The sequence below is a fragment of the Nitrospira sp. CR1.1 genome (assembly GCA_014055465.1).
In the GTDB taxonomy this organism is placed as follows: Bacteria; Nitrospirota; Nitrospiria; order Nitrospirales; family Nitrospiraceae; genus Nitrospira_A.
Genome location: WIAF01000010.1, coordinates 141,033 through 157,745, shown reverse-complemented (window position 1 = coordinate 157,745; position 16,713 = coordinate 141,033). Strand labels below are relative to the sequence as shown.

The 16,713-nt window shown below is 61.3% G+C and carries 11 protein-coding genes; 2 read left to right on the top strand and 9 right to left on the bottom strand.

What is annotated here, in order from left to right:
- The 9 genes from GDA65_16490 to GDA65_16450 all read right to left on the bottom strand — a co-directional run.
- The coding region (locus GDA65_16490) for a hypothetical protein (protein MBA5864288.1) at window positions 1-7,003 on the bottom strand (7,003 nt) is incomplete at its 3' end.
- A gap of 260 nt (window positions 7,004-7,263) precedes the next feature.
- Window positions 7,264-7,920 (bottom strand): hypothetical protein, encoded by a 657-nt coding sequence (locus GDA65_16485; protein MBA5864287.1) that lies wholly within the window; start codon window positions 7,918-7,920, stop codon window positions 7,264-7,266.
- Complete coding sequence (gene pilO / locus GDA65_16480) at window positions 7,917-8,525, bottom strand: type 4a pilus biogenesis protein PilO (GenBank protein ID MBA5864286.1); 609 nt, start codon at window positions 8,523-8,525, stop codon at window positions 7,917-7,919. Before pilO ends, GDA65_16485 begins: the two co-directional genes overlap by 4 nt.
- A gap of 9 nt (window positions 8,526-8,534) precedes the next feature.
- Complete coding sequence (locus GDA65_16475) at window positions 8,535-9,323, bottom strand: hypothetical protein (protein ID MBA5864285.1); 789 nt, start codon at window positions 9,321-9,323, stop codon at window positions 8,535-8,537.
- Entirely contained in the window at window positions 9,215-10,165 is a 951-nt protein-coding gene (locus GDA65_16470; GenBank protein ID MBA5864284.1) for a hypothetical protein, read from the bottom strand. Before GDA65_16470 ends, GDA65_16475 begins: the two co-directional genes overlap by 109 nt.
- A gap of 4 nt (window positions 10,166-10,169) precedes the next feature.
- Window positions 10,170-11,891: a pilus assembly protein PilB gene (locus GDA65_16465; GenBank protein ID MBA5864283.1), complete on the bottom strand. Its 1,722-nt coding sequence runs from the start codon at window positions 11,889-11,891 to the stop codon at window positions 10,170-10,172.
- 3 nt (window positions 11,892-11,894) lie between these two features.
- Window positions 11,895-12,788, bottom strand: a complete 894-nt coding sequence (locus GDA65_16460; protein ID MBA5864282.1) for a LysM peptidoglycan-binding domain-containing protein — start codon at window positions 12,786-12,788, stop codon at window positions 11,895-11,897.
- Complete coding sequence (locus GDA65_16455; protein MBA5864281.1) at window positions 12,703-13,101, bottom strand: prepilin-type N-terminal cleavage/methylation domain-containing protein; 399 nt, start codon at window positions 13,099-13,101, stop codon at window positions 12,703-12,705. Before GDA65_16455 ends, GDA65_16460 begins: the two co-directional genes overlap by 86 nt.
- The gene (locus tag GDA65_16450; protein MBA5864280.1) at window positions 13,098-15,827 is read right to left on the bottom strand and encodes a hypothetical protein; all 2,730 of its coding nucleotides are present in this window, start codon (window positions 15,825-15,827) and stop codon (window positions 13,098-13,100) included. Before GDA65_16450 ends, GDA65_16455 begins: the two co-directional genes overlap by 4 nt.
- A 100-nt stretch (window positions 15,828-15,927) precedes the next feature.
- On the opposite strand from GDA65_16450, the gene GDA65_16445 reads away from it, so the two are divergent.
- The gene (locus GDA65_16445) at window positions 15,928-16,203 is read left to right on the top strand and encodes a hypothetical protein (protein MBA5864279.1); all 276 of its coding nucleotides are present in this window, start codon (window positions 15,928-15,930) and stop codon (window positions 16,201-16,203) included.
- Between the two features lie 2 nt (window positions 16,204-16,205).
- A complete protein-coding gene (locus tag GDA65_16440; protein MBA5864278.1) occupies window positions 16,206-16,688 on the top strand; it encodes a transposase in 483 nt (160 codons plus the stop codon).
- Window positions 16,689-16,713 lie beyond the last annotated feature (25 nt).

The following is a 16,713-nucleotide window of genomic DNA, read 5'->3' as shown; positions in this document are numbered from 1 at the left end:
TAATGAGGCGATTCGCCAGATCATAGGTCATGGTCAGCACGCTATCCGGATCGGTCACAGTGGTCAAGTTGCCGGCGAGATCATAGAGGTAACTCGTCACCTGGCTGCCCGGCAGAGTCTTGCTGAGTAATTGGTTCACGGCATCGTAGGCGAAGCTGATGGTCTCGTTCTTAGGCGTGATTCTGGTGAGCAGGTTGTCATTCCCGTCGTAGGTATAGCGCTCGATCTTGCCGAGGGGATCGGTGGTGCTGAGCAGCCGGTTCCGGCCATCGTAGGCAAAGGTGGTCACCTGGTTCTTGGCGTCGGTGACGGTCAGGAGATTGCCGGTGCCGTCGTAGGCATAAGCCGTGACACCCGTATTGGGATCGGTCACCTGGGTGAGCCGGTTCTTCACGTCATAGGCGAACGTGGTGACGCGGTTGAGGGCATCGGTGCTGGTCGCGACATTGCCCGCGGCGTCGTAGGTCAGCGTGGTCGTCCGGTTCAGTGGATCGGTCGTGGTGAGCAGTCGGCCCAGCGCGTCATAGGTAAACGTGGTGGTCTGATTCAGCGCGTCCTTAGTGGTGAGCAAGAGGCCCTGCGGGCTGTACGTGAACGTGGTCACCTGGTTCAGCGCGTCGGTGATCGTCAGCGGATTGCCCTTGGCGTCATAGGCGATCTGCGTCAGGTTCCCCTTGGGATCGCGGATGCTGGTCACCTGGTTGAAGGTGGGCTCGTACGTAAATGTCGTCGTCGCGGCGAGGGCCTGCTCCGTACTCGTGAGTAGATTGCCTTTCGCGTCGTAAGTCATGGTGGTGACCGCGCCATTGGGACGGACGATCTGCGTAGGATTGCCCCGGGCGTCCCGCGTGATGGTGGTCACGCGGTTCAACGCATCGGTCTGCTTCGTGATACGGCTCAGCGCGTCCAGTTCAAAGGTTGTGCTGTGATTGGTGGCATCCGTAAACGTGGCTCGGTTGACACTCGTGGTACTCAAGGGCGCCGGGTTGCCGGCCGTCCCCTGCCCCGCAGCAAAATTTGGCACCGCCATGGTGTGACTGGGAATGACCGCGCGGGTCGTCCCGTCCGGCGATGTCGCCTGGGCAAATCGACCGCTGGCCTCATAGGTGTACTGCGTGATCTGATTCCGGGCATCGGTCCGACGAATCAGCCGATGCTGTGCATCGTAGGCGAACGTCACCGCCGTCCCATCGGCGCCGCGAAGCCGCTGAAGGTTGCCCGCCGCGTCATACTCCAATTGCGTCACGCGACCCGCCGGGTCCGTGATGCTCTGCACCTTGGTCCCACTATAGGCCAGCGTGGTCACCTGCCCGGTCGGGTCCGTGATGGTCAACAGTCGTCCGCTGCCATCATAGGCATAGGTGGTCTGGTTCCCGTTCCGATCGCGCAGACTCGTGAACAGGCCCTGCGGGCTGAATTGGGACACCGTGCCGTCTTTGGCGGTTCGGGTATAGGTGCCATCCACCTGTCGCACCAAGACCGCATACTCATCCGGGGGGCCTTGCAACGTGATGGCGGTCGGGCCCGTCGGCAATACAGGCCTGTATCCTGGAGCACTGGCCAGGTAGGCCATCGCGTTCAGAAAGAAGGTGCGATTCGATCCTTCCGTATAGCGGTTCGCCCCCGCACCACCCGTATAGCCTGAAGCCACGATCTCTTCATCCCCAATCAAGACTGCCCGTCCCGCTCCGGAGAAGACTGTCCCCGGCGGCAGGAGAAGGACGTTCGGGCCGAGATCATTCCGGGCCAGCACGGTCGCCAACCCGGTGGTCGCATACCCCGCATTCCCGCCGGTCAGCAAGGGGCTGATGATCGTGCCGAACGGCCCATTGCCCAGCAGCGACGTGAGACCCTCCGGCGTCACGTCTGCCGTGAGGTCGCCGATGAACGGCGCGGGCAAGGTTCCAAAGAGCAACGGCCGGGTCACGGCCGTATTCCGAATTTCCAGAACGGTCCCTCCTTCGCGCACGAATTGCTCCAGCACCTGCACTTCCGTGGCCGTCAATTCGGTCGTCAGAAGATTCAGGACGAACACATCCACGCCGGCCAAGGCCGGTAACGTGACGACGTTGAGCCCGCTCCGAAGGGTGACGGGTCGACGGATCGTCCCGAGCGCCCCAAAGTTGGCGGGGTTCAAGAGGTCGGCGCGCGCCGCCGCATGCATCGGACCGGCGACAAAACTGGCGTTGACGCCGCTGACCGTCAGGCTGCGGGCCTGATCGAAACTCTCCACCACGAGTGGCCGTCCCGCCGCACCATAGAGCAGCGTACTGCCGGTTCCCTTGGCCAACAGGACCGATCCGTCCGATTGTGGATAGAGGCGATCCAGGGCCGTCATGGTCCACCCGGCACCGAACGGGCTCGCCTGTTCGTTCCGGAGCAAGACCTGACTCCGCGTCACCCCGCCGATGCTCGACTGCGGGTAGTTAGAAAACAGGAGGAGTTCAGACGGATAGACGCCGGTCGGGAGGGCGCTGCCATCGAATTGCACCCCGAGACGGGAGACGGAATCCGCATTTTCCGGCAAGGCACGACTATCCCAATACCGGTCCTGTCCGAGCTGGACCCCACCGATCGAGAGGCGCGCCGAAAAGGTTGTCGGCACGGCCGCCTGCACTCGAAGCGTCGCGTTCACCGGGACAATGCGTTGCACGTCCGCATTGGTCGACCGATAGTGAAGGGCCAGATCCCGTGTGACCCCCAGCGTGCGAATCCCCGGGATGAGTTCGTCTAGAGCCAAGGCACCGGCTGTGAGGTCCGCTTCCGAGCCCGTCCGACAGGCCACACAGTCCCCATCCTTGCTCGGCACTTCGGCGACATCTCCCCTGGATTCCGGAGGCATGGCAAAATGCCAGGCCGTCTTGCGAACCCCTCCGGTGCCGGGAATCATTTCCACGGTCGCCCCGTCGGCACTGACCCGCATCCGGCCGACCACCAAGAAGGTGCCGGTGTCCGGATACAAGGACCAGAGGTCAAACTCGTTGCCCGGCGGCATATTGTCGACATTCGGAAAGGTGATGGGGACAGGCGGATCGAGGATGACGCCCGCCGGTTGAATCGTCACTGAGAGACCTGGCCGCAATTCCACGGGCCGCGATTCTGGACGCCCGTATTCCGGGACAGGGCTGATCGTCAGCTGCCCCGTATAGGGCGTGCCATCGGCATTCTTCGCCCGGCCGGGTGGAATCACGACCGTCACATGGGCGGTTGCACTCGTCAGCGTGGTTGTGGCCGCAGGGTTCACGGTGACGGCCGTCGCGAGATCCAACGGCGGTGTGGTGACGGGACTCGGCAACACATTCGCCGTATTGGCGATCAGATCCACGGGCGCCACTAAGTTCGCATATCCGGCCGGAAGCCCCGTGACGACGAGGAGTTGACGCCCCGCCGGATGGCCGGCAAAGGCGAGGGTGAATTCGCCCGCCGTGTTCGTCGTGGTCGTCGTCGGCACATCGCGTAAGGACACGGCCACGCCGACGACGGGATTGCCGGAACTATCGTCCACTCGGCCAGACAAGCTGGTCGGTGCGCCGGGGACGGCCCCCGTCACGGTGAGGGCAATGGTTTCTGACGAGGAGACCGATCCGTCAGAGGCCACGAAGACGAGGTTGAACGTGCCGACCTGCGTCGCATCGGGCGTGAAGCTGAACACACCCGTCTGGCCATTGAACGTCATATGTGCCGGCAACGTCGGCGACGCCGGTGCGGCCTGCTGCGCACTATACGTCACGGGTTGCCCGTTCGGATCGACCCCGGACACTGTAAAGGCCAGCGTGCTGCCTAACGACAGCGTTTTGTTTCCGATGGGCGAGAGGACGGGCGCACTATTGAGGAGGGTGAATGGCACTGGACTGGTCGCGATGCCGAGGGGGGTCGTGACCGTCACCGGTCCCGTGAGGGCCCCGACGGGCACGGCGGTGGTGAGCGAGCTCCCGGTCGTGCTGACGGAGAGAACCGTCGCAAGGACACCACCGAACCGGACCTGATTGTTGGCCGCCACGGGATTAAAGCTCGACCCGCTCAGGGTCACCACCGATCCGATCACACCACTGACAGGGCTCACGCTGGTAATCACCGGGAGGCCGGCGGTGATCGTGAGCGTGCTGCTGGCCGGTTGTCGCACCGGCGCGGTGGCGGTGAGGATCACCGAGCCGATCCCCGTCGCAGTGACTTGCACCGGCGTGGGCGAGGTCGTTTGTCCGGCAGAGATCACGACCGAGACGGGGCTGAGGAGCGCAGTGCCGCTGCCGGAAATGGCCAACGTGACCGTGAGCGCCGAAGTGGGGGCCACGGCGGTCCCGACCGTGAACAGCGCGCTCTGGCCGACCGTCAGCGACGTCGTGAGCGGCGTCACCACCAATGCCGGCGCGGGTTGCACCGTGAGCGTCGTCTCGCCGGTCACCGGGCCGACCGACGTGGTCACGGTGGCCCTGATCGTGGTGGTGCCAACGGTCAAGGCCGTGGCCAGGCCGCTGCTGCCAATGGAGGCGACTGACTGATTGGTCGAGCTCCAGGTGATGTCGTTCGCTAGCGGTTGGCTGCTGCCGTCGGTGAACAAGCCCGTGGCCGTGAAGGCAACTGATTCCCCTGCAAAAGCCGTCGGGGCGGCAGGCGCAACGGTGAGCGACTCCACCTCCGGCGCCGTGACGACGACCTGGGCGGTGGCGCTGGTGCTATTGAACGAGGCTGTAATGGTGGCCTGGCCTTGGGTCTGAGTCGTGACGGGGAATGACGCCGTCAGTTGCCCGGCGGCGACCGTGACACTCGGCGGCACCGTCACCACGGAGGTCGCACTGTTCTGGAGGGTGATGACCGTCGGATCCGTCGGGGCTCGATTGATCGTGACCTGCAAAACGCCCGTGCGGCCCTTGGCCAGGGTCAAGGGAGCGGTGACCGGCGAAATCGGGGCAAGCGCCGTGACGACCGGCGGAGGGGGCACGATATTCACGGTCGCCGTCGCCGTCCCATTCAACGTGGCGGTGACCGGCGCGGTCCCGATGGTCAGGCCACTCACCGAAACCGGCGCCGTCGTCAGCCCGGCCGGCACGGTGACACTGACCGGAACTCCCACGATGGTGGCATTGGTGGTCGTGATCGGGACCACCGTATCGGTCGCTTGCGCGGCGTTGAGGGTGACGGTCAGCGTCCCGGTGGCCCCCTGCACCACGGCCAGCGGACTCGGCGTGAGCGAGAGCACTTGCGGCGGCTGCGGCGTCACCGTCACGGTCGCCTGCTTACTGATGGCGCCCAGGGTCGCCGTCACCTGCGCGGTACCCGTGGCCAGGGCCGTGACCGTGAAGATGGCCTGCGTCTGGTTGGGCGGGACGGTCACCGTCTGCGTGGCGGGAATCTGGAGTACGGTCGGCTGGTCCACGGAGAGCGCGAGATCCGTCGGACTGCTTTGGGCCGCGTTGAGGGTGACGGTCAGGGTGCCAATGGCCCCGACGACGAGGGACTGACTCGCAGGCTGGAAGTCCACCAGTGCCACCACTGGTGGCACGACATCGATGGCGGCTTCCGCCAGTGAACTGCCAAGCGTCGCCCGGACCATGGCCGTGCCCAACGCGACGGAGGTCACCGTAAACGAAACGGTCGTCTGCCCAGCCGGAACGATCACCGAGGGTGGGACCGTCACGAGGCCACTGGGGGTGCTGGTCAAGGTCACCACCGTCGGGCCGACTTGGGCCGCAGAGATCGCCACCGTCAATGGCGTCGTGGCGCCGAGCGTGAGCTGGTTCGCCGGCGGCGTGAGCGAGACCACCGTGGGCAAGGCCGGGGTGACGGTCACATGGCTGGTCGCACTGGTCCCATTGAGGGTCGCCGTGATGTCCGCTTGACCCGCCGTGTTCGCCGCCACGTTGAACGCGGCACTCACCTGACCGGCCGGCACCGTGACGGTCGCCGGGACCGCCGCGATACTGCCGGCGGAACTGCTGAGGGCGACGACCGTATTGGTCGCCTGAGTGGCATTGAGCGAGACAGTCAACTGCCCGCTCCCGCCTTGAGTGATGCTGAGGGGCGAAGGGATGAGGCTACTGATGGTGGCGGTTCCACCCACCACCCGAACAGTGCCGGTGATGGTCTTGCCATTGAGGGTGACTTTGAGCTGGGTGGTGCCGGCGCTCACCCCCGTGACCGGGATGGAGACCACAGCTTGTCCGATGCCGACGGCGATGCTACTGGGGACTGTAGCCACATTGGTCGCAGTACTGACCACCGACAGGGTCGTCGCCTGGAGCGGAACTGGGAACAACAGGGCGAGGATCGAGCTGGTCGATCCGGCCTGGATGGTTTTAGGATTCGGCAGCAGCACGACCGGCTGCGGCGGCGGCAGGGCGATCGTGACGCCAAGACGGCTGGCCCGAGTGAGGGCATCGTAATAGGTACGGACTCCCGTCACGCTGGCTTTAGTGCCACAGGCCGTATTGCTGGCCGTGGTCCCCATGCGGGTGGAAATCCGAAGCGCGAGGGTCTGCGTCATGGTATCAAGTTGGGTCGTCGGGATGCTGCCCAGCGCGAGGCTGATGTCTTGGGCGGTACTGGCGGAGGCGGTCAGGGTACTCACGCAGCGCGTCAGGCCGGAACTCAGGACTTGCCCGTTGACCAGCACGTCGACCAACACATCGACTTTGCCGCCGACATCCCCGCTGCTCTTGAAGCCCATCCACAGGTGCGCCGTCGTGAGCGCCGTCAGGGTCGCTTTGCCATTGATCCCGGCGGGCGGGGTCCATGTACCCATGGTCACCCAGGGATTGCCCCCACTGAATGCGAGGCCGGCGGAGTCCTTGGTCTTGGCTGTGAGGCTGAGCGGTGGAATGAGGTCCGCCGTCAAGGTCGGGGGATTGGCGGTCCCCCCGCTCCCATGCAGATAAGCATCGAGCGTGACCGTCGAGGATTGTGCGAAGACCGAGGTGACAGAGAGCAGGATGGCACCCAGAAGGGCCAGGCCCCCCGCCCCGATGATGCGACTCAGCATGCCGGTTCGAACACGCGCGTGGGTCATCGACGATCCTTTGTGAGCGGTGAACAGCAGCAGGTGGTGCGGGAAGCACGCGAGGAGCGGGCGTACGTAGCCTTAACTAGCACGGCATCTGGCTTCTGGCGAACAGATTCGTGTTTTTGGAGGGTACAAAAACGGCTCGGGACGAGTGGCGGCGTGCTAGGCCCGTTCGGCCCTAGCGCGAATCCCGTGCACCCGGGGACTGGTCCACCAAGGCCTGCCCGAGCAACGGATGTTCGTCGGCGTGCGTGAACGCGAAGAAATTACGAAGGTTCGACCGAAGAGTCGGTCTTCAGCTGGATGGTGGTTTCGACGTCGGCGTGTGCCGCGAGGATCTTGACGGTCGTGGGAGTGATAGAGGCCACCTGAAATTGACCGTCGAGCGTATCTCCAAGATGAATGATATAGATCTCCTGGCCCTTGCCGAGAAACGCCTGTTGCTCACCCCGCCCGGTCAGGTACCCAAGATAGCGGTACTGCGCCATCACTTCCCGCAGTTGCTGCCGGGCGCGCTCCCGCGCCAGTCGCGCGGCCTGTTCGGCCACTTCTTCCGGAGAGGGCATCGGTGGCGCGGGCGGAACCACCGGCATCGCGACCACCGGCACCGGGATCGGAGGTGGCATCTCTTTCTTGTTCACCGCTGCCCTGACGAGGCGCTTTTCGGATGTCGGTGTCTCGGCTGCTTCGAAAATGTTGCGTGTCGGCGTCGACGGCAAGTGCGCCGCCACAATCCGCATCGGACGTAGCTCCAGGGCATCCTTCGCGACATGTGATGCTGCCGCCTTCGCCACAGACTGTCCAGAGGTATAGGTCAGTGGCACCTCACTCAACTCCGGCAGACTGCTGACCTGCACCGCGGCCACCGTCGCCCACAGTCCCATCAGCCCCCCAAGCATCACGTTTTTGCCCGGTACTCTCATGACAGACTCCCCGTCGGTGGATTTGGCCGCAAGAACGTCGCGACCGTGACATGAAAGACCACGGAAGACGAACTCCCCTTGTCACTTTTCGCGGTTCGGCTCGCGTTGAGACTCTCGATGACCACATAGGAATCAGCGGATTCCAATCGGTGGATGAACCGATAGACCGCCGCATAGTCGCCGGTCACGGAAAACGAGATCGACGCCTTCACTGGCATGCCATCGGCGGGCGATCGCTCGACCGCATATTGCATTCCGGGAATGGTCACTCGCTCGCTGCGTCCCAGTTCAGAAATGGCGAGCGCCAGTGAGGCAAACTCCGTCTCGGTCGGAAGACCCCGCCAGACCTCGTCGAGTTTCAGCTTGATCGTTCGCATCTCCTCCTGTGTCTTGCGTGTGGCCTGCAGTGCGGCCTGCGCCCGCAAGGTGGTCTGATAGGCCGCTTCGGCCTGAGCAAGATGTTCCTGCGCAGGACTCAATTTGTAAAAATAGTTCGTCGCGGCAATTACACAAGCCAATACCGTGACACTCATGAGCGGTACGCATGATAAGAGCAGCGACCGGCTACATACTGGCAACTGTCTATGTCTGAGCAGATTCGCCATGTGTTCAGCCTACAATAACGGTCGGTACCCCACGGTCAACTGAAAGTCTACGCCTCGCGCAGAATGCACGGTGTCCGGCGTCGCCATGCTCGCCTGCGAGCCTCCCGCCGGCTGACTCTCCTGATGCTCAAGACGATGACTGGCCAACGCCGCATGCCGGAACGCCGCATGGTGTTCCAAATTAGTCATGAACGTATGGATGTCTTGCAGCGACGCCGCCGATCCGTGAAGCGCCACCGTCGAGTCCTGAAAGTTCAATTGAACGGTACGAAGGGCCATATGTGGAGGAATAGTGGTCTCCAAATCTGCCAACAAACGGGACCATGAGAACGCCCGCTTTTCGGCGAGCTGATTGACAAACCGCACATCACGCGTGATGGTCGCAATCTGATCCGCTGACAACGTCAGTCGCTCACGGGTCATGCGCTCTGCACGGCTGGTATTGGCCTGATTCAACCGCTGCACCGCCTTATCCAGATGGGTTGCGGTCTCCTCCATCACCACACTGTCGTCCCACCACGTGAACGCAACTGCCAATGAGGCACAGCACAGGACGACCGCCATCCACTGCATGACACGCAGAATGGTAATGGCAGTCGGCGTGACCGAGAATGCGATGTGAGGCACGGGGCTGACCGCACTCGGCGAGCGCAGGAATGGAATCCACACTAGGCCCACCGGATTTCTCATCATCCGACCACCGTCGCCATCGCCGAGAGTCCGTTCAACGATCCCGTCTGGTTGTTGAGATGGGCCGGAAGACTGTCCCATCCCAATGGCACGACCTCGAGCTGCCATCCACCCCGAAGGCCAGGCACCGTCACCGTTGCCTCCCCTCCGAGCAGCTGCGTGATCAATGCGTTCGACTGACCACCGATCAGGTACAGGGGAAACGAGGACTCACCCGTTTCATGGACAGTCGTCGCCTGATCTGCCATGTACTGTAGGGTTCCGACCAGTTCGCGTCGAAGATCCTGCGTCCCACCGGTCATTGATTTGGTGCGAAGAAACACTGGTTGCCCCTGATCGAACAGCAGCAGCATGAACTCGTCCCCAGTCCAGTGCATCACGCACAGCCGTCGAGTGCCCTTCATCAGACGACGATAGAGACCGATGAGTTGAAGGTGCGAAAATCCCATTGAGACCGGGATGAGCCCAGCCCGGCCGCAGACGTCCTCATATTGATCCAGAATTGTCTGACGCACCGCCACGGCCAGTACCTGGGTGCGTGTCCCGGTGGGGAAGACCCGCAGCATCACCCGAGCGTCGCCAATCGTCAGGTTGAGGTCCTCGCGAAACCGCCACTTGATCAGACCTGCTCGTTCTTCGGGCGCGTCAGGGAATCGATCAAACGCAAACACCCCCATGTGCATCGCGCGATTGGGCACACTCAGCGCGACCGTTCGCTCGCTGAGCCCCTCGGTCAAGGCACGTAACTCCTGCACGAAGGCATCCAGATCGGTGATGTGCGGCTCAGTTGCGGAGACCTTCAGCAAGCCACTGGGCAACGAACGCTCCACGACCTGTTTCACGATGGGCCTGCGGAACCACGGCCGGCGGAGAGCCACCAGACTCAGTGCGGATGCAGACACGCTGATGCCGACACGGGGACGATGGATAGGAAAGAGTGTGGGCCTCATACGACTATCCCAAAAATGTCATCCGATTGACTTCGCGCATGGTGGTCTCCCCTCGTCGTACCTTCTCCACGCCGGCTTGACGCAAATCGGTCATCCCCTGTTCGACCGCCGCGCGCCTGATCTCAGACGGCGGCCGCCGATCTAACATCAACTCCCGAATCCGATCGGTGAGCGGCAGAAACTCTGTAATGGCATGGCGCCCGCGATACCCCAATCCATGACAGTCCAGGCACCCTTTGCCTTCATACACGGGACGGTCCTTGAAGAGCTCGTAATCAAACCCCAGTTGTTCACACTGAGCTTGAGACACGGTGTGCGGGGCCTTACAGGATTCACAGATGGTGCGGACCAGCCGTTGGGCCATGATGCAGTTCAGAGACGAGACGAAGTTATAGGGCTCGATCCCCATGTTCACGAACCGGCCGATCACATCAAAGGCATTGTTGGCGTGCACGGTTGAGAAGACTAAGTGTCCGGTCAGGGCCGATTGGATCGCAATCTGGGCCGTCTCGGCATCACGAATTTCCCCCACCATGATCTTGTCGGGGTCGTGACGAAGAATCGACCGCAATCCCTTTGCGAAGGTGAGCCCCTTCTTCTCGTTCACGGGAATTTGCACGACGCCCGCCAGCTGATATTCGACGGGATCTTCAATCGTAATGATCTTGTCCTCTTTCGTGTTCACTTCGTTCAGGGCGGCATAGAGCGTCGTCGTCTTCCCGCTTCCCGTCGGCCCGGTGACCAGCACCATGCCATAGGACGCCGTGATGGCGCGGCGGAACCGGTCCAAATCGTCTTTCTTCAGCCCCAGCGAGTCGAGGTGCAGGCCGTTCCGTTTCGCGGCAAATTCTTCCTTGGCGAGAATACGAATAACGACCGATTCCCCGAAGGCGCTGGGGATGACGGAGATACGAAAATCGATGGTGCGCTTCTCGAGGCGGAGCTTGAACCGCCCATCTTGTGGGACCCGACGCTCCGCAATGTCGAGATCCGACATGACTTTGATGCGCGAGACGAGCGGATTGTGGAAGCGCAGATCCAAAGGTTCCATGGCCAGGTACAACACGCCGTCGATGCGATACTTAATCTCCGTGACGCCATCTGCCGGCTCGAGATGGATATCACTGGCTCGTTTCTGCAGCGCGTTGAGGATGATCGTATCGACCAGTTGGACAATCGGACTCAGATCCCGTTGCACCTTCTCCACGGAGAGGACTTCTTCGCCTTCATCGTTCTCACGCACCAACAGCGGACGGAATTCATCCTTAATTTTGGCAACCACCTGGCTATTCCGCGTACTCTCACGAAGCGACTCAGCGATGGCAGAACGCGGTGCCACATGGATTCGACAACTCCGCCCAAGCGCTCGTTCCAGTTGATCAAGCCGCGGCAAATCAGTGGGGTCCGCCAGCGCCAACAGGAATGCTCCCTCCTCCTCTCCAATGGGTACGCATTCGAACTGCCGCATGACGTCGACTGGTATTGAGGGGAACGATTCGAAGTCCACCCGGAACTCGTGAAGCGAGTGGTAGGGCACTCCGCACTGCTCGGCCAACGCCTGAGCCAATTCCGCGTCGGTGAGAAGCCCATCAGCCACTAAGGACGCATGCAGTTGCCGTTCTGGGCCTGACACCTGAGCTGACGCCTCATCAGCCTGGGCGGCTGTCAGCACACCTCGTCGAACCAAGACATCCAGCAGGGTCGCCTGTCGAACCAGTGTCGGCATCGTTTAACGCTCCCGGTCACTCGGTGAAGAACTAGGGGACGATATTAGTAGCCCCTGGCCTACGGCAATCACATCGGTGTGCAACTGATTGAGCTGCGCAATCGCCGTCACCGTGGTGCGGTAGCGGCGCGCGAGACCTGACAAGGACTCCCCTGGTTGCACGCGAATCCGAAGCACGTCCGAAGGGGTCTGCGCGGCATGGATGGCCACCAGCGAGACGGCTGATGTGGAAGAGGGACCTTCGTATACGTGTGAGGGGCGCACCTGGACGGGTGATGGCGTCACCACTGGTGGCGACGATGCGGTGGTGCGTTCCACCGGCGGCCGAAGTGCTTTCCCCGATGTGCGTGCAGCCTTCTGGCCGATGTCCTGCCGTACGTCGTCGAGTTGTTTGGTGAGCACCATCAGCCCCTCCTTGAGAGCTGTGAGTGACTGATCATGCTTCGTGACCAACAATTGGTCTCGCTCCGCCTTCAGGGTATTCATCTCGGTCTGACGCACCTCGACGGCCTGTCGGATTTCCAGCAATCGCTGGTGGCTGTCCGTGTTCTCTTGCCGGAGTTGAGCGACCAGCGCCCGCAGCTCAACCAATTCGGCCTCTTTCTTCGCGGCGGCGATCCGGGTCGCAGCCATCTCGGCCCGGAGCATCGAGAGCTCCGCTTCGCGCTCCCGTGCCACCGCCAGGACCTGCTCCCGTGTGTCAGTGGAAGCAAGACGATCCTGACGCTGGCTTGCACACCCCACCAGCATCACACCACTGGCCATCAGCGTAACGGCGACTGTACGGATTCGGGAACGACGGTCCATACACCTACCATGTGTTATAGGGAGTGCCCTCTGGTCCGACGAGCGGACTGCCACTGTGGATATCGGCAATGCCGCCGCTCTCTCCTTCATCGGCCATCACCTGCCAGGTTTGGTCCGAGTGGGTAAACGGATCGACGGGAATCCGCTTGAGATAGCCCACCTGCACTAACTCGCCCAGCGCTGGGGGATAGGTTCCCTTGTCCGCCCGATACTGGTCCAGCACGTCACGCATAGTGGCCAGGTCATACTTGAGCGTCCCCTCACGGGCCTTGATGACCGAGCGTTGAAATGAGGGAATCGCCAACGTCGCGAGAATTCCCACAATCGTCACAACCATCATCAGTTCGACGAGGGTGAAGCCTCGGTTGCCATGTCGGGGTGTGTCTCTCACCATTGACCTCATCGCGCCCGAATGATGGCGCGGCTGGTGCCCGTGACATCAGTCCCCGCCGGCGAGGCCTTCCCGGGCAACACCTGGAGATCCAGCGGAATCTGTCCTGGGGCTTTGGCCTGGAAAAACAGCATGGCGAGGAGCCCTTCGCCTGACGGCACGGCACCATCGCGGCGCAGCGTCAGCATGACCTGGCCCTCGGCCGTGCGAGACGCCAGTGCAACCATCCCGGGTGTCACTCGATGGAACTCCAAGAGCTTGGGATCAAATGTCACGGTGACTGAGGTCTCGCTGATCTGTTCGAGATGCAACGCCGTCAGGTCAACTCGAAACTCTTGCCCGACTGCGGCGGATACATCCAACGGCCGGAGCACCAGAGATCCGGTCGCCCGCTCTCCACCTGAGCCAGGGGTCATGGGAACTATGCCCTGCCCGTTCGGCACTGTAGGAAGACCTGATGGCGGAAGTGCCTCCTGTGCCGATCCTGCTCCAGCGGGCAATCCCGTATCGATTGCTGGAGCCCCGCTACTCGGTGGGACTGCAGGCATACCTGGCTTCGATCCCAACGAATCGGGAGCAGGATGCGGCCGTTGGCTCTGACTCGTTGCCTGCGACACAGGGATCGCTTGCGGAGCATAGAGCTGCGATGTCGCGAAGGTATTCTCGGTCCCCGACCAAAAGGCCTGTGCGGCCGAGGACGGGAGATCCATGTTACGAACCACGCGAGGCGTAATCGTCAACACGACCTCCGTGGACACTCGATCATCCTGCTTGGAGGTCAAAATGTCGCCAAGGATGGGAATGTCGCCGATGAAAGGGATGGTGGACTTAGTCTTACGTTTTTCGTCCTGAATGAGGCCCGCGAGCACGACCGTTTCGTCATCCTTCAACATCAAGACCGTTTCTGCCGTGCGCGTGCCGAATTTAAACTGTTTGATCTCCGGCGCGGCCTGCAGGGTCACTTGATCGCCCAACCGCGTGACCTCCACCTTGATCTTCATCATCACTTCGTTCATCAAATTGATGGTCGGTTCGACCGTCAATTTGACGCCCACGTCCTTGAACTCAATGGAGGTGACCGTGGAGGTCGTCGGCACCGCGCCCGTTGCAGCTTGACCCGGCAACACGTTCGTCGTGGAGAGCAAGATCGGCTGCTTGTCGCCGACGTTGATGGATGCAGCCTTATTATTCATCACGCGGAGTTTGGGAGAGGCTAGGGTCTGGGCATCGGACTCCTGTTTGAAAAAGTCCAGGATGACGCTCGCAGGCAAGGTAAACAGATAACTTTGTGGACCAATGGAGGTGAGCTGCTGATACGTAAACTGAGTTGTCGCCGTGGAGATCCCCCCCGATCCGCCCGTCGGGACCAGTCCTGTTCCGGCTTGTTTGGCATAGTTCAGTCCGTACTTCAGACTCTTCGTGCGATTAACCTCCAGCACCTCGACGTCCAGCTCCACCTCCGGTTCACGGCGATCGATCGCAAAGAGTAATTTCTCAGCGAGTTGCAGCTTTACCGGCTCCTCACGTACGACGATCGCATTCACCTTCTCATCGACATAAATATGCTTGCTCTCCAACATCGTCCTGAGCAAATTCACCGCGTCTTTGGCCTTCGCATTATTCAAGTAGTACGTCCGCATCAGGAGATCCTGATATTGCGCCTGCTTCTGCTTGTTGTTCGGCATGATCAACAGCGTCTCGGGCGCCACCCGTTGGGCAACCATGCCATTGGTATTCAGGATGAGGTTCAGCGCATCGTCGAACGCCATCTCCTTGAGGAAGATCGTGATCGGTTCGTCCCGCACTTCTTTATCGAAGATCACATTCAGGCCGGCCGTCCGTGCGACGATTTCGAAGACCTCTTTGAGCTTGGCGTTTTGGAATCGGAGCGAAATGGGCTGGCTGGATCCGCCGAACATCTTCGTGGAGCGCTGTTGTGCCGTGATCTCGGTGATGTGAGTCAGGGCTTGCGTCAGATGCGGATCGAGTTCGACCGCCCGTTCATAGGCCGTGAGGGCTTCCTCGGTACGGCCCAGGTTGAGCAGCTTATCGGCCATGTGCAGTTGATCGTTCGCTTCCTTCAGTCGGAGCGCATCCGCCATGCCCGTATGGTGCTCCACCTTCGTCGGGTCAAGGCCAAGCGCGGCCTTAAACTCAGTCAGGGCGTCCGCGATGCGACGCTCCTCCAATGCCCGACGTCCATTGCTGTAATGGGGGACCGCCGCCTGTTGCTTGGCGGCCTCGAGTTTGTCTTTGAGCGCTTCATCGAAAGGGTCCGTCTTGAGGGCATCCCGATAGGCCACCACGGCTTTATCCCATTCGCCGTCCTCGGCCAAGCGCTCAGCGCGTCGCAAGGTCGGTGAGGCACAACCAGCCAACAACGTCACCACGAGGACCAGAGACGTGAGTCCAGACCATGGTCGCGAAGCGGGTTCACGCATACAGCAGGTCTCCCGGAAAGAATTCTTTTGCACCCTATTGCACCATCCCCTTAGACACTCAGCCGTCGCAGAGAACCAAGAACATTTGGAATGGGCGTTCATCAGGTGTACCCCGGAATACCTAAATCGACAATCTCCCCAGTGGTAGGGACTCAAAAGGAGGGAACGATCCCTGGAAGCAGCTCCGCCAGCCGTATCAGGCAGATAGAGAAACCGAGAGGTTACCGCGCGCTTAGTACAATGGAGATTATCCCTGCGACCAAAACCAGAAGTTGACCAGAGAGGTACCCATGGCATAAAACGTATTCGACCACCTTGAGCGAAGGATCGCGAAGCTCAGTCGCAGCCGCCGTCTCACCCGATCTCCAAACCGACGCATTTTCGAGCACGAGGCGCCTTGATTCTGAGTCTGCGTACGGAGCGGAAGTTAGGGGCGCGCCGGATTCAACACGAATTGCGGCGCCATCATGATCTCTGCCTCTCGCTCGACTCGATTCACAAGGTATTGGTTACCAATCAGGTGCTCCCTTTGGTTCGCCCAGCTCGACGGAAGTCACGCCATCAGTATGCCCGACTGATTCCTGGAGACCGCGTGCAACTCGACACGTGTAAGATTGCCCCGGGCTGTTATCAGTATACGGCCGTCGATGACTGCACACTCTATCGCGTCTAGCCGTGTTCCCTCGACGCACTGCGGCCAGCACGCTGGTCTTCTTGGACCCTGTCATCGAAGAAATGCCGTTTCCTGTGCAGCGGGTCCAAACGGATCGCGGTCGCGAATTCTTCGCGATGGCCGCTCAGCAGTGGCTCATGGACCACTGCATCAAATTCCGCCCCAATCGACCGGCCTCTCCGCATTTGAATGGCAAAGTCGAACGCTCGCAGAAAACCAACCGCGAAGAATTCTGGGCTGTGACTGATCCGCGAACACCTGACGTGGAATTGCGGTTGGCCGAGTGGCAACACCACTACAACTGGGCTCGGCCTCATGGCTCGTTGAACGAGCACAAACCAATCGAAACGTTCTGTGCCAAGCAGGAAGCCACGTCGGTTTGGGATGAGGTCGAATCCAAGTATGACCCGACTGGTGAGCGATTCCAGGTGATTCACTACCAAACAGACTTAGCACTCAGGCGCCATATCGAAGCGAGATTTTAGGCCCAAGAAAAGTGAACCGATGTCT